We start from the raw sequence: 16,540 nt of genomic DNA on the forward strand, positions 1-16,540 counted from the left end.
CCCTTCTCACGAGGTCACGTCCACCAGCACCTGCGGCGGCGTGTCGGACTCGCGGCTGCCGTAGCTGCTCGACGACGCGCCGCTCGAGGTCAACCCGACGGTGATCGTGCCGTTTCCGCTGATCAGGGACGTGATGTCGAGGGTGATCCAGGTGCCGGTGGTCGTCCGCCCGCTGGCGGCGATCGACGTGCTGTCGATCAGCGGCGCGTTGTCCCAGTTCGTCAGTGTCTCCGACCAGCTGGAGTCGGCGACCGGACGGACCGCGAAGCCGCTGGACGAGCCGGCCGCGACCCAGACCTTCAGCCGCGCGCGACGCACCTCGCCGGTCAGGCCGGACACGGTGAACTTCAGATAGGCGTTGGTGACCGGGTCACCGTCGACCCGCACGACCGGCGTGCTTCCGTATCTGCTCGTGGGACTGGACGCTTTGACGTAGGTGTCCGCCACGGCCACGAACGGGGTGGCTGCCGGTGTGGTGACCAGGATCGGCGTGCTGGGGGCGGAGGAGTTTCCGGCCGCGTCGAAGGTGGACACCGCGTACGCGTAGGAGGTCTCGGACAGGGCGGTGCCGTCCGTGAAGGTGGTGCCCGTGGTGGTGCCGATGGCCGTGCCGTTGCGGTACACCGTGTACCCGGCCACGCCGAAGTCGTCCGTCGCGGGCTCCCACGACAGCCCGACCCGGTTGGGTCCGAGTACGGAAGCCTGCAGGTTGGTGGGGGCCGTGGGTGGGTTGGCGTCGGGGGTGGTGACCGTCACCTGGTTGCTCGGCCCGGAGGCGTTCCCGGCGGCGTCGACGGCCGTGATCAGGTACGTGTACGACCGGCGACTCGTGCCGACCGTGTCGTCGACGAACGTGTGGCCCGACGAGACCTGCGTCAGGAAGCTGCCGTCCCGGAACACCTGATACCGGGCGACCCCGACGTTGTCGGTGGACGGGTCCCAGGCGAGGCCGACCGCGCCGGGCGTCACGTCGGTGGCCCTCAGGTTCGGCGGGGCCGACGGTGCCACGGTGTCCCGCACCGCGGTGACCGGGTCGGATTCGGCGCTGACGTTCGAGGCCCCGTCCACCGCGCGCACGGTCCAGCGGTGCGGCTCGTCCGGCGGCACGCCGGTGTCGGCGTACGCCGGGTCCGTCACGGTCGCCACCACCGCACCGTCGCGGAGCACGTGATACCCGGTGACCCCGACGTTGTCCGTCGCCAGGGACCAGGTGAGGGTCACCGCGGCTGGCGAGGGGGTGGCGGTGAGCCCACCCGGCACGGTGGGCGGTGTGGTGTCCGGCCCGGGGGTCGTCACGGCCACCGGCGGGGTGGGCGCCGACCGGTTACCGGCCGCGTCGGCGGCGTCCAGGGTGTATTCGTAGGCCGTCGCACCGGCGACCGAGGTGTCCGTCCAGGATGTCGCGGTCGGTGGCAGGTCGGCCAGGGCGGTGCCGTCGCGGTAGACGCGGTAGCCGGTCAGGCCGTAGTTGTCGGTCGCCGGGGTCCAGTGGAGACTCACCGTCGGGGTGTCGTCCGCGGTGGCGGTCAGGCCGGCGGGTGAGGTCGGGGCGAGCCGGTCCGCGCCCTTGCAGGAGACCGTCGACGAGTCGACCAGGGTCGTGCCGGTGGATCCGGCCGCGTGGTAGTGCAACTCGGCGCGGTTGCCGAAGAGTTCCATGCGCATCGCGCCGTAGCTCTTGTTGGTCTTGACCACCCGGGTATCCGAGCTGAGGAAGCCCTGACTCGAGTGGCCGCCGCCGCCCACCACGACCTCGACCACGCCGTCGGCCGCGGGCACGCCGCCCGCGCCCATCGGGGTCCACCGCTGGTAGTTGTGGTCGTGTGCCGTGACCAGCATCGTGACGTGGTGGGCGGCCATCAGGTCCCACATGGCCTGCATCCGCGGGGCGGGGTCCTCGGAGCCGATGCTAAAGAGGGGATGGTGCCAGAACACCATGGTGCACGGACTGCGGTTGGCGGCGAGATCCGCCACCAGCCACTCGTACTGGGGGGTGCCTGGCGCGACCTTGTTGTAGTTGCTGGTCGAGTCGATGGCGATGAAGTGCCAGCCGTTGGCGTCGTAGCTGTAGTAGTGCGGGATGTTGTCCCAGTAGTTGAAGTAGCCGTCGGCCGTGTTGCCGGTGTACTCGTGGTTGCCGACCACCGGGGTGGTGACGCCGCGCAGCCGGCCGAAGAACGCCGTGGGGCCGCCGTACCAGTTCTTGAACTCCGTCAACGTGCCGTCCTCGTACACGTCGCCCAGGTACAGGAACAGGTCCGGGTTCCACCCGACGAGCGCGTTGGTGACGTTCAGCGCGTTCGTCTCGCCGCCGGCGCCGTCGCCGACGGCGGCCACCACGAAGGGTTCCTGCGGGGCGCGAGCCGTGATGGGCGGGACGGACCACTGCCGGGTGTTCGTCGGTGTGGTGGCGTTGCCGTTGGCGAAGGTGACGGTGACGAGCGTCTCCGGGGTGACGTATCCGTCGCGCATTTTCGCCGAGACGCCGATGACGTGGGCGCCGTCGACGAAGTCGGCGGAGGAGATGGTGAACTGGTGCGGCGACTGGAAGTCCGTGATCAGGTACTGGCCGTCCAGGGACCACTCGGTCTTGGCGACCCCGGGGCTGGTGCCGGCGGTCACGTTGACGGTCGCCGTGACGGTGGCGTCGCCCACGAGCGTGCCGCCACTCGCCGGTTGGGTGAGGCAGACCAGCACCGTGTAGGCCCCGCTCGGCGCGCTCGACGTCCGACAGGTGGGGGAGGCGCTCTCCGCGCGACCGGTCAGGACCAAGGTCAGTCCGGCGGCCACGAACATGGCGACGACCGCGGACGCGGTCCTCGGCCGGGCCGGTCTGCTCAGCTTCATCGCTACCTCCAGCTGGTGGGTGCGTCTCCCCAGGAGCGGCTGTTCAGCGGCCGACGACGCCGTCGACCGGGCCGGTGCCGGAGGGCCGGTCGCGGCGGGTGCGGGCGGGGGAGCGGCGGCGCTGGAAAACCACGCCGAGCGGCAGCAGCACCACGGCAGCGCCGGTGGCCAGGAGCGCGCCCCAGGCGTTCAGCCCCCAGTGGGCGCCGTCGCCCGGCTCGCTGCTGTCCACCGGTACGTCCACGTCGACGCGCACGCCGAGCAGGTCCGCCAGCACGTTGATGTCGGCGGCGCCGAACCGCTCGCTCGGCTCGATGTGGGTGTTCTCGCTGAACTCGTTCCAGCTGATCACCCCGATCGCGTCGGGTTGGGACAGGCGGGCCGCGGCGAAGGAGGCCCGCAGCGTGTCGCCCTCGCGGCGTGGCACCTCCCGCTTGCCCCCGACCAGGCGGGCGTCGAAGCCGGGGGTCACCGGGGCGATCCACAACCCGCCCCGCTGGTGCACCGCCCGGGACATCTCCGCCAGCTTGGGTCCGCTGGCGCCGGCCACCGGGTCCACGGACGACCAGTAGTAGGCCTGGCCGTCGAGCACGCCCTGGCTCGACTCGATGTCCTCGAGGCTCTTGGCGTTGCCGAGGACCAGCAGCTTGCCGCGTACGCTCCCGACCGTGGCCTTGATCTGCTCGGCGGTGAAGCGGTCGCTGCCGGTCCAGACCACCAGCGGCCGGCCGAAGATGTCGAAGACCGGGTCGGTGGCGTACCGGGTCGCGAAGAACGACAGGTCGGTGCGGACGGTGTCGAAGGCCAGCGGCGTACGGGAGAAGTCGAGCCCCTGGTACACGATGCCCAGCCGGAAGTTCTCCTCCCGGGCCACCTCCACCAGCTTGGTCAGGCGCTCGTCGAGTTGCGGCGTGTGTTTCCACGACACCAGGAACCCGTTGATGCCGGCGGACTTCGCCATCCGCACGTGACGTCGCATGATCTCGACGTCGTCGCTGGAGTAGCGTCCGAGCAGCGGATAGTCGATCTTCGCGCGGTTCCAGGACGTCGGGTTGAACCAGATGTAGTAGTAGGCGAGGACCGGCACGGGAGCCGCCGCCGGGGTGGGGCCATCCTGCCGGTGACCGACGTCGGCGCGGGCGGCGCCGGACGGCAGCAGCGTGCCGGCCAGCGCGGCGACCAGCAGCAGCAACATGACTCCGCCCCGCGCCCCGGCCAGCGGCCGGTCCTCCTCGGCGCGCACCTGCCGCGGGCGGGCGCCCGCCCGCCGCGTCGGCAACCGCCGGCGGTGCTTCGGACGCGGGCGGGCCCGGTTCCTGGCCGTCCCGGTCCGGCGCAGCCGGGTGAGCAGATGCGGCCGTCCGAGCAGCACCAGGCCCACCGCGACGACCAGCACCGCGAGCGTCACCAGGGCCAGGTCGGCGACGCTGATCACGGTGAGGGTGACCACCTGGTCCTTGCTGATGCTGACCGGACGCCCGAACGACACGCCGCCGCCGAAGACGGTGATCGTGTACGTGCCGCGGGGCAGGTCGGGCACCAGCGCTGTGCCGTCCCGGCCGAACGGCAGCCGCTGGACGTCGCCGTCGGCGCGGGTCAGCTCGATGCCGTCGCCGACCTGGCGGGTGAAGAACATGTCCGTCGCGGTGAACGAGACCCGGAAGAAGAGCAACTGCACCACCCACGCCTGCTGCTCCCAGGGCACGAACTTCTGTCCGGCGCGGTTGACCACGGACGTGCCGTCGACCATCGCGCTGTCGACCACGTAGTAGAGCTGCTTGGACACCAACCCCTGCGGGCCCTGCTGGGTGCGGCTCTCGGCGACCCAGCGGGGGCGGGCCACGTCGGGGCCGCTCAGGTCGTGGATCTCACCGGTGTTGCTGCGCAGCCGCATGGCGGTGACCCGGTCCGGTGGCACCGCCTTGCCGAAGCGGTCGATGAAGCTCCACGAGACCAACCGGGAGGTGCGTACGCCGAGCTCCACGACCTTGCCGCGCACGCCGGCGTCGACGTCGCCGCGGAAGCGGTCGAAGACCACCTTGCGATCCGCGCTGATCTCGGTCTCCGGAACGATCAGCCGCTTGTCCAGGTCGACGAAGTTGCGCACCCGCACCTGGATGCGGCCCTTGGCGTCGGACCGGGCCACCTGCCCGTCGACCTTCACCACCACACCGCGCAACGGCGGCACCGTCTGCAGGCGCAGCGTCCCCGGCTGGGTCGAGGCGGCTCGCGCGTTCGCGGCGGAGGGCAGCACGAGCACCGTCAACCCGGCCGCGACCAGCGACAGCAGGACCGCCCGCACGATCCGCCCGGTCACGTCCACCGCCGCCGCCGCAGCGCCGCGACACCGACCAGCGCCGCCACGAAACTGCCTGTGACGGCGTACGAGGCGTACACCGGGACCGGGTTCGGTCGCTGCACGACCGCGGGTGTGCGTTCGGTGCTGAGGAAGACCGCCGGCCGTGGTGGCCGGTCGAAGTCGAAGGCGTCGAGGAACGTCTTCGCCTTGCGGTCCCGGTCGGCCAACGGTTTCAGTCGCCAGTTGACCTCGATGAACTTCAGCGCCGAGGTGAAGTCGAGGGTGGTGGAATCCACGTACCCGCGTCTGGCGTAGGGGCTGACCAGCAGGGCGGGCACCCGGAAGCCGTAGCCGTACCGGTCGACCTGCGGGGGCGCCACGTGGTCGTACCAGCCGCCCCAGTCGTCGTACGACCACAGGAAGGCCGACGAATTCCAGTTCGGTGAGCGCATCAGCTGGGTCAGCAGCGTCCGGACGAGGTTCTGACCGGCCCGGATGCTGCCGGGCGGGTGTTCGCTGTCACCGGCCGGGGCGATGAACGACACGGCGGGCAGCTGACCCTTGGCGGCGTCGTCGTAGTACTGGTCCAGGTCCACGATCTTCCCGAACAGCCGGGGGTCGTCGACGTAGCGCGCGTAGGCGAGCAGCGGCACCCAGATCACCTGCGCCCCCCGGTCGATGTCCTCCTCGCTGGTCCGGGACCGGAACGTGATGGTGGGGTCGTAGTTCTCCACGTAGAACTTCCAGCTGATCCCGGCGGCCTCCAACCGGTCGAAGATGGTCGGGAGGTCGCCCCAGCCGTTCGCCGGGATGGACTCCGAGGCTCCGGTGGCGCCCGGGCCGCCGGTCACCCGGAACATGTGGTTGCGGATGCTGCCCGAGTTGGACGAGCTGAAGAAGCGGTCGAACAGCACGTACTCGTCGGCGATGTTCCAGTAGTACGGCAGGTCCCGGTCGTCGTAGTAGGCCATCGCGAGCTTGCCGTCCTTGCCCTGCGTGCTCACGCCCTCGACGAAGCCGTCCATCCGGCCGTTGTTGTACTGCACCCGGAAGGCCTCGGCGGTGTGGTCGAGGTCGAGGCTGCCCAGTTCCCCGAGGTGGAACGGCTTGACGCAGGGTTCGGCCTGGCCCCGACGCACCGGCATGCAGGTGCCCGCGGGAATGCCGTCGACCCCGGGCCGGGTGCCGAAGTAGTTGTCGAACGTGTGGTTCTCCTGCATCAGGAAGACGAAGTGGTCGATCGGGGTGGTGGCGTTCCCCGCGGGCGCCGTCCGAGCTTCGGCGTGCGCGGCGCCGGCCGGGTTCGCGAGCGCCAGGAGACCGGCGATCAGCAGCGCGCGGGCCAGCAGCCGACCGGCACGCCGGCGGGGCAGGTGAGTGGGGTCGATCATGGACGCACCTCGTAGATGATGATCACCGGGACGGGGACGCGGGCCCCGGTGGAGTCGGCCCCGTCGACGTACTCGGTGTGCACGACGCGGCCGTGGTAGCGGCGGATCAGGACCATCAACCGCTCGGAGAAGAACGCCGAGCGGCCGGCGGAGAACGAATCCCAGACGACGTACTGCAGGTCGTTGTGGCGCAGCCACCAGTCGGGGTTGGGCAGCGGCTCGTACGACGGGTTGCGCCGCAACGGGTTCGGGCTGACCGAGAGCCCGTAGCTGCGGCGGTGGCCGTAGTACTGGATGATGTTGGCCATCGACGGGCCGAGGGTGAGCACCACCGACCCCTCCGGCGTGTTCGCGGCCAGCCACCGGCCGGCCTCCCGGCCGCCCGGCACCCCACCGGACCCGGCGAGGAAGGTGGAGTTGTCGGCCCGGTTGACCGCATTCCAGCTCGGCGCGAGCAGACTCAGGGCGACCACCGCGATCACCGCGGCCCGCACCACACCGGACCGGTCGGTGCCCGGCGACCCGTGGGCCCGGTGGAGCAGACGCCGGATCCGATCCGGCACCGGCATCCCGATCAGGGCCCGCGCGGCGAGCATCGCGACGGGCGCCGCGGCGGGCAGCAGATACTGGAAGCCCTTGACGGGCCACAGCTGGAAGAACACCACCGGCGCGGCGATCCACGACAGCAGCAGCGTCTCCCGCCAGGAGCGGTGCCGGCGCAGCCACCACAGGCCACCGACGGCCGCCGCCACCACGAGCAGCCCCAGCGCCGGCGGCACCGTCTCGAGATAGAACCCCATCGAGTGGTTGGGCCGCCGGAACAGCTGCCACACCAGATAACTCTTGCCGGTCTGGCTGCGTCCGGCCAGGGCCTGGGAGACCGGGTGGGTCAGGAAGACCGCCGCCATCGCGGCGACGGCCAGCAGCGACATCCGCACCGGCCGGCGCACCATGGGGGTCAGCGCCAGGAACGCGTAGACGCCACCGGCCAGGACAATGCTCGTCTCCTTGGTCAGCATCGTCACGCCCAGCATGGCGCCCGTCGCGACGTACCAGATCACCTGCTGGCCCTGCACGAACCGCACCAGGCAGTACAGGGTGAGGGTGGCGAACAGGACCATCGGCCCGTCCAGGAGGACCTGGCGGGTGACGATCACGTGGTACGGCATGACCGCCATGAACAGCGCCGCGAGCAGCCCGACCCGCCGGCTGTAGAGCCGGGCACCGAGCAGGTGCACGGCCAGCACCGTCGCCACGCCCAGCGCCGCCACCACCACCCGGCCGGCCACGTCGACCTCGCCGGCGCGGAAGAACGGTGACAGGAGGGTCTGGAACAGCATCGGATGGGCGCGGAACACCGGGAAGAACGGCGCGTAGTTCGGGTTCCCGGCGAGCGAGGCGGCCTGCCCGGCGTAGACGGCCTCGTCGCTGTTGAAGCCGAGCGCGTCCAGTCGCCAGACCCGCAGGGCCAACGCCAGCGCCGCGACGGCGAGGAGGGCGGCGGGCGTCGCCCACCGGCGCCACCCGCGTTCCTGGCCGGCGTCGCCGGGCCGGGACGTCGGGTGGAGCACGGAGGTGTCCACCGGGTGGAGCACGACCATCGTCCCGCGACGGTCGTGCTCCATCTCCTCGACCGGGGATCGGGTCACGCTCACGCACGAGCTCCGCTCGGCGACAGCGCGCCACCCCACTGCGGCCAGGACGGCAGGATCAGTTGCTGCTCGCTCGTCAGGTCCCCGCGTTCGGCGCGCAACAGGCGCGGGATCTCGTCGGCCCAGCCGAACCGGTCCGAGGCCACCACCCGGCTGCGCACGTGGGACAGGAAGCCGGTGAGGATCTCCCGCTCCCGCTGGCGCAGCTGCGCGTACCCCTGCCCGTCGATGGTGATCGCCGGTGCCAGGTAGCGGAACGGGGGGAACCCGTACGCGTCGTCGGTGTTCTGGATCATTCGCTCGAGCGTCTCGTCCTTGCCGAGGTCGCCGATGCGGGGCGTGCCCCGTTCGATGATGAACAGCTCCTCCACCCGGGTGCTGGTGCCGATCCGGCAGGGAACCAGCCGGTCGACGCTGTACTTGGGCGGGGGGACGAGCCGCTGGGTGATGGCGTTGATGCCCATGATGGGCACGTTGAACCGGCTCAGGGTCAGCGCGAGCGAACGGCCGCCCTTGGAGTGCAGCCGGCTCTGGAACTGCAGGCGGCGCCATTCGGCCGGGGTCAGGTCCTGGGCCTGGACGGCGCGCAACGTGTGCGCGCTGATGGTCAGCGGCTTGGGGAAGCACGTCGCGACGCCGTCGGGGCTGATCAGCGTCATGTCGTCGGAGAGGAAGAGCCCGCCGTGGTCGCGCAGCAGCCGCAGCACCGTGGCCGTCTTGCCGGTGTCGGTGAGGGCCGAGAGCATCACCCCGACGCCGTTCAGGCTGACGCACGCCGAGTGCAGCAGCATGTGGCCCCGCGACACCAGCACGAACCGGAGCAGCGCTTCGATGATGTTGGTGTAGACCACGTGCGGCGAACGGGCGAGCAGCGGCCCGACGTGGATGTCGATCGGCGAGCCGAGCCGGATCCGGAAGTTCGCGCCCAGCCGGCCCAGGTGCTCCTCGTAGCGCAGGACCGACTCGCTGGCGTACTCGGTCATCGCGGCCCGGCGCCGCGGCCCGCGGCCGCCGACGTCACTGACCCGGACCGCGATGTCGACGTCCGAGTCCGCGACCCACTGGGCGCGGAAGAACTCCAGTTCCGGCAGCATGATCTGCGACCCGATGGTGACCACCCCGGCCACGTCGTACCGGTACTTCAGGTACTGGTACCGCTTGCGGGAGGGAGTGGCGGCGGTCTCGGGGGCCCGCAGGTTGACCAGCATCCGCACCGGGTCGCGCCGGCCGGTGCTGCCCGGGGCGTAGATGACCCGGTCGTTGACCAGGAAGCGGACGAGGAACAGCGCGACCAGTGTGACGGCGTTCGCCGTCAGGATGCCGACGCCGGCCCAGACCAGCGCCTGCAGCACGGGCAGGCGCACCAGTAGCAGCAGGTTGTTCAGCAGGAAGAAGCGGCCGGCCCGGCCGGCGAGGGAGCCCTGTCGATCGCGCCGGTAGATCAGCGCGTCGACCAGGGCGAAGTTCCACGCCGTCGACAACTGCGTGGCCAGCGCGGCGCCCAGCAGGTGGTGCAGGTTGGCCGGCTCGTAGAAGAACCACAGGGCGGCCGTGTTGACCACCATCCCGGACAGTCCGACCAGTCCGAAGGCGATCATCCTGACCAACTCCCGCAGCCGGCCCCGGACCTCGGACGGCCGTTCGCGTATCTGGCCGACCAACCGCTGGCTGCGCAGCCCCCACAGGTGCCGCAGGAAGGTCAGCCCCTCCCGCAGCGACGCCTTGGACCGGCCGGCGTGCCGCGGAGCCATCTCGTAGGCAACCTCGGCGACGCGGGCGCCGGGGTGGCGGATGAGCAGCTCCAGCAGGACCTTGAAGCCGATGGGGTTGACCCGGTCCAGGTCGACGGCCGCCCGGCGGAAGGCGAACAGCCCGCTCAGCGGATCGCTGATGGTGGTCAGACGGCGCGGGAACAGGCTCTTCGCCAGCCGGGTGGCCCATGACGAGGTGAGTTCGCGGGTGGCGCCGTCGAGCCCCTCGGGGGAGCCCTCGCCGGCGTAGCGGGTGCCGATCACCACGTCCACGTCGTGCCGCATCGCGACGGCCGCCAGCCGACCGGCCGACTCCGGCGGGTGCTGCAGGTCCGCGTCCATCACCAGGACCCACTCGCCGCGGGCGTGCCGCGCGCCGAGCGTCACGGCGCCGCTCAGCCCGCCGGCGCGCGCGTTCGGCGGCCGATGCCACAGACGTACGGCGACCGGGGCGTCGACCGAGTGTCGGGTCAGGACGTCCATGGTGTCGTCGTCGCTGTCGTCCACGACGATGATCTCCGCGCGCAGTGCTGCGAGGGCCGGGCCCAGCCGGGACAGCAGCGCGGGGATGTTCTCCGCCTCGTTCCGGGTGGGTACGACGACGCTCAGCCGAACCTGCTGATCCGATGCGGGCCGGTGCAGGTAGCGGTGCGAAGGCGCCTGTGCAACTTCGGTCATTCGACCCTCCATCAAATGCGCTTCCGGGCAGTGACCATCCGCCGGTTATCCGGCTCGGAAACAGCGACAGAAGCCAGTCGAAAATAGGCACCTGGCCTTTTCTGGTTCGGCCTCGGCGCGGTGGGCATTGACGTGATGGCCGCGGGCTCGTCAGAGATTACGGACGGCAAACGCGAGGTGTCTAACAGGCGAACAGTCGTGAACGCGACAGCCGCAGCGCGTCACCCGGGGCGGTCCGCCGTCGGCGGCGACCTGCGCCGAGTACGGATAGCCAAGCCTTACATAGCGTTCGGTGACCGCTCCGGCGAGTGGGCCGGCGGCTGGGGCGGACGTTGCCGGCAAGCCGAAAAAGCTTTCATGCAAAGGCGAACGGCAGGCAGCCGCGGGGTCGGGTGGGCGACCGGTTCACCATTTCCGTTCACGGACAGCGACGGTCGGGGAATTGTTTCCACCGAGCCCGATGTCCGTTCGGTTGACCGGTCGACTCCGAAAATCGCCGTCCCGTCCACCGCGTCAGCCGCAGGGTTTCTCCGAACGGTGGCGCAGGTCAGCCAGTTTGCCCCGGGCGGCAATATCTGAGCAGACCATTGAGGACCGGACCGCTCGGCGCGATCCGTTTACCTGATCGGCGGGACAGGGCACTCACCCGGCGTGCCGACCCGCCCGTCACGTCAGCGGCACGTGTATCGAGGGCGGAGTCACGGATCAGGCGGCGGACCGTCCAGGTGCGAGCCCGACGCGCGCCACACTGGACCGCCCGGCTCGGCCCGCTGTCCCCGGCCGTCGGCGATCCGGTGCACTCAGGGGGATCCGGCGATGACCGCGTCACGGATCAGCGTCCGGAGGCCCTCCATCGGGTCGCCGTCGCCCGCCCCGAGCCGGTTGCGCACCGCCGCCACCGTCAACCCCAGTTCCGGGTACGCGAACGCCCGGCTGCCGCCGCTACCCGCGGTGCCAAACGACCCGTCGCCGTCGACCGCGTACCCGAGGCCGAAGGTGACCTCCTGCCCGAACACCCAGTCCTCGGCGCGGACCGCCACCGCCGACACCTGCCCGAGCCGCTCGGGCGAGATCAGCCGTACGCCGTCGACCGGGCCGAGCAGTGCCGCGTACATCCGGGCCACCGCGCGGGCGCTCATCGTGCCGACGGCCGGCACGTCGGCGCGGCCGCCGATGGTCGCGTCGGGTCGGACGCCGGGCGGGGCCACCGCGTCGAGGTTCGGCAGGTGTGCGCTCGCGTACGTCAGCATCGCCGCCAGGCCGGCGTCCTCCAGCCGGGCCAGCCGGGGCAGGTCCGCCTCCGGCACCCCGAGGAACAGCTCCCCGGTCACGCCGAGCGGGCCGGCCACCTCCTCGGCGAGCACCTGGGAGATCCGCCGGCCGGTGACCCGCCGGACCACCTCGCCGACGAGCCAGCCCCACGTCCAGGCGTGGTACGCCAGCCGCTCGCCCGGCGCCCACAGCGGCTCGGCGTCGGCGAGCAGCGCGCACATCCGATCCCAGTCGGTGAAGTCCTCCGCGGTGGTGTCGGCCGGCAGCGCGGGCAGCCCGGCGGTGTGGGTGAGCGCGTGCCGCAGGGTGATCGCGTCCTTGTCGTGCCGGGCGAACTCCGGCCACACCTCGGCGATGCGCAGGTCGTAGTCGAGCAGCCCGCGCTCGGCCAGCACGTGCACCACGGTGGCGGTGAGTCCCTTGCCGGTCGAGACGGCGTGGACCGGGGTGTCGGCGGTCATCGGCCGCCCGGTGGTCGGGTCGGCCAGGCCGGCCTGCTCCTGCACGATCGGCTCGCCGTGCAGGAAGGCGGCCACCTGCACACCGGCCTCCCGCCCGGAGCTGACCAGGTCGTCGATCCTCGTGCGTACCGCGGCCCGCAGGTCGCCCCAACGTCGATCCACGACCGGTGACCCTGCCAAAGCGCCGGGCGGATGTCGTGGCCTTTTCCGGCCGACACGTCGGTGCCGGCCGGGCGGGTCGGCTGGTCGCGCCGGCGGGCGTACCGGGTAGGTTGCCGGCATGGCGGACGTGGTGACCGGCAGGGTCGTGGAGATCTGGACCGATGGGGCGTGCAGCGGCAATCCCGGCCCCGGCGGCTGGGGTGTGGTGCTGCGCTGGGGAGACCACGAGCGCGAGTTGTGCGGCGGCGAGGCGACGCCGACGACGAACAACCGGATGGAGCTGACCGCCGCGATCCGGGCGTTGGAGAGCCTGACCCGGCCGGTCACCGTACGCCTGCACACCGACAGCACGTACGTCCGCAACGGCATCACCGGCTGGCTCGCCTCGTGGAAGCGCAACGGCTGGCTGACCGCGGCCAAGCAGCCGGTGAAGAACGCGGACCTGTGGCAGCGGTTGGAGACTGCCTGCGCCCGGCACGACGTGACCTGGCTGTGGGTGAAGGGCCACAACGGGCACCCGGAGAACGAGCGGGCCGACGCGTTGGCCAACCGGGGGATGGCCGAGGCGCGGGCGGAGGCGGTCGCCGCCCCGCTGACGCCGCCGGGTTGTGTCGAACCCGGTCGATGAGTAACGTAGCGGATCGATAACGTCACGGACAGTCGCCCCCCGGAGGTGTCCGCGTGACCGTTGCGCCGCTCACCGACCTGCCGCTGTGGCCGCCGACGAACCTCGACCGCGACCCGCTCGTCCCGCTCGACGCCGCGGAACGGCGCCGCTTCTCCGGTCCGGTCACCCGGGTCCGGCTCCCCACCGACGAGACCGCCTGGCTGGTCACCCGGCACGCCGACGTCCGGCAACTGCTGCGCCATCCCGGCTTCAGCGCCGACCTCGGCCGACCGGGCTTCCCCCTGCTGCGCCGGGTGGCCCCTGGCGCCTTCGGCGACCGGCGGGGCGGCTTCATCCGGATGGACGGGGCGGAGCACTCCCGGCTACGCCGGATGCTCACCGCCGAATTCATGATCAAGAACGTGCGGCGGATCGAGCCCCTGATCCGGCAGACCGTCGACCGGGCCCTGGACGGGCTGCGCGACGCCGGCCCACCCGCCGACCTGGTGGCGCACTTCGCCCTGCCGGTGCCGTCGATGGTGATCTGCCATCTGCTCGGCGTCCCGTACGCCGACCACGACTTCTTCCAGGAGCGCAGCCGGACCCTGATCGACCGCGACGCCCCGCCCGAACGCGTCCAGCTGCACGTGCGGGAGCTGCGCGACTATCTGCACCGGCTGGTCGAGACGAAGGTCGCCGCCGGGGACCGCACCGACGACCTGCTCAGCCGGCTGGCCCGGGACCGGGTCGGCGCCGGTGAGCTCGCCGTCGACGAGTTGGTCGGCATGGCGGTGCTGCTGCTCATCGCCGGCCACGAGACCACCGCCAACATGATCGGGCTGAGCACCCTGCTGCTGCTCCGCCACCCGGCCCGGTACGCCGCCCTGCGCGACGACCCCGGGCACGCCGACGGACTGGTCGACGAACTGCTGCGCTATCTCAGCATCGTGCGCACCGGCCTGCCCCGGCTCGCCCTGCAGGACGTCGAGATCGGGGGTCAGCTCATCCGGGCCGGGGAGGGCGCGATCGCGGTGCTCTCCCTGGCCAACCGTGACCCGGGGGTCTTCGAGGGGGCGGACGAGTTCGATCCGTACCGGCAGGCGCAGCAGCATGTGGCGTTCGGTTTCGGCGTGCACCAGTGCATCGGTCAGCCGCTCGCGCGGGCGGAGCTGCGGATCGCCCTGGTGGAGCTGGCCCGACGGTTCCCCCGGCTGCGCCCCGCCACCGTCGCCGGGCGGCTGCCCACCCGGGACACCTCGGTCGTCTACGGCCTCGACGCGCTGCCGGTGACCTGGTGACCGGGGCCGTGCGGGTACGGGTGGACCGGGACCGCTGCTGCGGGTCGGGAAACTGCGTGGTGACCGCGCCGGAGGTCTTCGACCAGGACGACGAGGACGGTCTCGTGGTGCTCCACCTCGCCGAGCCTCCGCCGGACGCGGTCGACCGGGTCCGGCGGGCCGTTGACCTGTGCCCGTCCGGGGCGATCAGCCTCGATTCGCCCCGGGCGGACCGGGATCATTCCACGTTCGGCAGCTCGCCGGTGCCCGAGACCTGGTCGACGTCGTAGCCGGCCCGGCTCGTCTCCCGGGCGGAGCGGCGATCCTCGGCCGGCAGGTCGGCGAAGTCGTCGCCGGTGTCGTCGGTGGTGTGCAGGGACTCGCCCGGCGGTCGCAGCGACGCCTCGTACGCGGTGGCGCCGTCCGGCTCGTCCGTGGGTGCGCGGCCGAAGGACTGTTCACTCGTCATGTCGCACTCCTGCCCGCGTCGTTCGTGGGTAAACGCCCGGTCAGCGGGGCGCGTCCGGGTGCGTCGGCATGGACGATCCACCGGCGCTGGTGCCGGACGACCCGCCGGCCACCCCGGAGCCGTCGTCCTCGGTGACCAGGTCCGGCTTCGGGGTGCCCGGCTCCGGCGCCGGCACGTCCGTGTCCGCCTCGACCTGGACCAGGCGGGCCTGACCGGCCTCGTCCTCGGCGTGGGCCGGATCGACCGGCTGTTCGCCCTGGCGTGTCCGATACTTCACCCGTCCGCCTCCCGTCGGTGCCGCGCCGCCCGAGGTGACGCCGACTCCGGCTACCCCGCTCCGGCCCGGCGAAACGTGCCGCCCCGGTGGGAGAGATCCACTCGGTGCGCGGCACGTCGTGCTGTCCGTGTGCCGGGACGGCCCGGGATGCGGCATGCCGAGTCGATCACGTCCCGGATCGGGTGGGCCGGGGGCCGCCGGCGCCCGGCCGACGGCGCTCGGCCGACGGTGGGTTGTCAGCGTCGGCGGCGGGGGGCGGAGGCCCGCCCGCGCGAGGGCCGGACCGGGGTGATCGCCAGCGACCAGTGCGCGGGTCGGCGCAGGCGGGGCGGCAGGACGGTCCGGTGGTCGCCGCGAGCGGCGTCGAGCTGGGACTGGTGCACGAAGAGGCAACGCCCGAGGTCGGCGCCGCGCAGGTCGGCGCCGCGCAGGTCCGCCCCGGTCAGGTCGGCCGCGCCGAGGTCCGCGCCGCGTAGGTCCGCGCCGATCAGGCAGGCCCCGCGCAGGTTGGCCCCGGACAGCCCGGCCCGGCGCAGGTCCGCCCCGATCAGCACCGCCCCGCGCCGGTCCACGCCTTCCTGGCCGGCCCGGGCCTGCGCGCCGGACCGGGACAGCAGCTGGTTGACCCGGTCCCGGTGCGCCTCGACGTCCAGGGCGAGCAGCTCGTCCGGGGTGCCGTCGGTGAGCCGCCCGGTCTCGGCCAGGGCCGCGGCCAGGTCGTCCCGCAGCGGGCCGGCCGGGACCAGCGCGAGGGCCTCGGTGAGGTACCAGAGCAGTTCGTGCAGCGGCCGCATCACCGCGAAGGTGTCGAACATCCGCCGCGCGGTCGCCGGGTCTGCCCGCCAGTCCCGCCCGCCGAAGGTCCCCTGCGCCACGTGCTGACCCGCGCCGAAGCAGTCGAAGACCGTACAGCCGGGGAAACCCCGCTGCCGCAGGTCGCGGTGGATGCCGCAGCGGGAGTCGGGCCGCAGGTTCGGGCAGGGCTGCCCGGCGGGCTTGTCGATGGCGAAGTCGGCGGAGGCGGCGAACGCCGGCGCGACGCAGCAGATCCCGAAGCACCGGGCGCAGTCGGCCTGCAGCTCACGCCCCGCGCTCGCCGCCACCCGCTGTTCCGCCGCCTCGGACACCGTGCCCGGCCTCCCGCCTCTCGCCACCGCCGGCCGCGACCGTCGCGCCCGGCTGCCATTCTCCCGCCCCCGCCGCAGCCGTCGTCGGACGGGTCGGATCGGTGTGATTCGGCCACGCCTCGCCGGGCGGTGGGCACGCGAGCGGGGTGCCCGTAGCGGTGGGCGACGGCCCACCCGCGACCGGAGGCGAGGCAGCTCGGGGGCAGTGGGCGCCGGTTGCAACGATGTCCGTTCTGCCCCGCAATGGAGTGTGGCTCCGTATCGTCGGCG

12 protein-coding genes are annotated in these 16,540 nt (G+C 72.2%); 3 read left to right on the forward strand and 9 right to left on the reverse strand.

All coding sequences use genetic code 11. The features are described 5' to 3' along the window. Positions 1-6: 6 nt before the first annotated feature. The 6 genes from FXF52_RS09830 to FXF52_RS09855 all read right to left on the reverse strand — a co-directional run bounded on the left by FXF52_RS09830 (position 7) and on the right by FXF52_RS09855 (position 12,513). Positions 7-2,847 carry a DNRLRE domain-containing protein gene (locus tag FXF52_RS09830; protein WP_148795656.1) on the reverse strand — a complete coding sequence of 947 codons (2,841 nt, stop codon included), beginning with the start codon at positions 2,845-2,847 and terminating at the stop codon, positions 7-9. Positions 2,848-2,890: 43 nt separating this feature from the next. Beyond that, on the reverse strand, positions 2,891-5,164 hold the full coding sequence (locus FXF52_RS09835) for an endo-1,3-alpha-glucanase family glycosylhydrolase (protein ID WP_148795658.1): 2,274 nt from the start codon (positions 5,162-5,164) through the stop codon (positions 2,891-2,893). Next, positions 5,161-6,537 (reverse strand): alkaline phosphatase family protein, encoded by a 1,377-nt coding sequence (locus tag FXF52_RS09840; RefSeq protein ID WP_148795660.1) that lies wholly within the window; start codon positions 6,535-6,537, stop codon positions 5,161-5,163. Before FXF52_RS09840 ends, FXF52_RS09835 begins: the two co-directional genes overlap by 4 nt. After that, positions 6,534-8,192, reverse strand: a complete 1,659-nt coding sequence (locus FXF52_RS09845) for a glycosyltransferase family 39 protein (protein ID WP_187413407.1) — start codon at positions 8,190-8,192, stop codon at positions 6,534-6,536. The genes FXF52_RS09840 and FXF52_RS09845 overlap by 4 nt, the downstream gene beginning before the upstream one ends. Then, a complete protein-coding gene (locus FXF52_RS09850) occupies positions 8,189-10,618 on the reverse strand; it encodes a glycosyltransferase (protein WP_187413408.1) in 2,430 nt (809 codons plus the stop codon). The genes FXF52_RS09845 and FXF52_RS09850 overlap by 4 nt, the downstream gene beginning before the upstream one ends. An 800-nt stretch (positions 10,619-11,418) precedes the next feature. Beyond that, positions 11,419-12,513 carry a serine hydrolase gene (locus tag FXF52_RS09855; protein ID WP_255471829.1) on the reverse strand — a complete coding sequence of 365 codons (1,095 nt, stop codon included), beginning with the start codon at positions 12,511-12,513 and terminating at the stop codon, positions 11,419-11,421. A 118-nt stretch (positions 12,514-12,631) separates the two neighbouring features. On the opposite strand from FXF52_RS09855, the gene rnhA reads away from it, so the two are divergent. From rnhA to FXF52_RS09870, 3 genes are read left to right on the forward strand one after another with little or no spacing between them, the layout of a single operon-like run. Further along, positions 12,632-13,141 (forward strand): ribonuclease HI, encoded by a 510-nt coding sequence (rnhA, locus tag FXF52_RS09860; RefSeq protein ID WP_148795668.1) that lies wholly within the window; start codon positions 12,632-12,634, stop codon positions 13,139-13,141. A gap of 53 nt (positions 13,142-13,194) precedes the next feature. Beyond that, positions 13,195-14,418 (forward strand): cytochrome P450, encoded by a 1,224-nt coding sequence (locus tag FXF52_RS09865; RefSeq protein WP_148795670.1) that lies wholly within the window; start codon positions 13,195-13,197, stop codon positions 14,416-14,418. Further along, positions 14,415-14,687, forward strand: coding sequence for a ferredoxin (locus FXF52_RS09870; RefSeq protein WP_222870460.1), 273 nt, complete (start codon positions 14,415-14,417; stop codon positions 14,685-14,687). The genes FXF52_RS09865 and FXF52_RS09870 overlap by 4 nt, the downstream gene beginning before the upstream one ends. Here FXF52_RS09870 and FXF52_RS09875 read toward each other — a convergent pair. The 3 genes from FXF52_RS09875 to FXF52_RS43840 form a co-directional block, all read right to left on the reverse strand. Next, positions 14,636-14,866, reverse strand: coding sequence for a hypothetical protein (locus FXF52_RS09875; protein ID WP_148795672.1), 231 nt, complete (start codon positions 14,864-14,866; stop codon positions 14,636-14,638). The genes FXF52_RS09870 and FXF52_RS09875 overlap by 52 nt on opposite strands. 40 nt (positions 14,867-14,906) lie before the next feature. Continuing rightward, positions 14,907-15,143, reverse strand: a complete 237-nt coding sequence (locus tag FXF52_RS09880; RefSeq protein ID WP_148795674.1) for a preprotein translocase YidC — start codon at positions 15,141-15,143, stop codon at positions 14,907-14,909. Between the two features lie 236 nt (positions 15,144-15,379). After that, positions 15,380-16,246 carry a pentapeptide repeat-containing protein gene (locus FXF52_RS43840; RefSeq protein WP_148795766.1) on the reverse strand — a complete coding sequence of 289 codons (867 nt, stop codon included), beginning with the start codon at positions 16,244-16,246 and terminating at the stop codon, positions 15,380-15,382. Positions 16,247-16,540 lie beyond the last annotated feature (294 nt).

It is taken from the genome of Micromonospora sp. MP36 (assembly GCF_008119785.1).
Lineage (GTDB): Bacteria > Actinomycetota > Actinomycetes > Mycobacteriales > Micromonosporaceae > Micromonospora.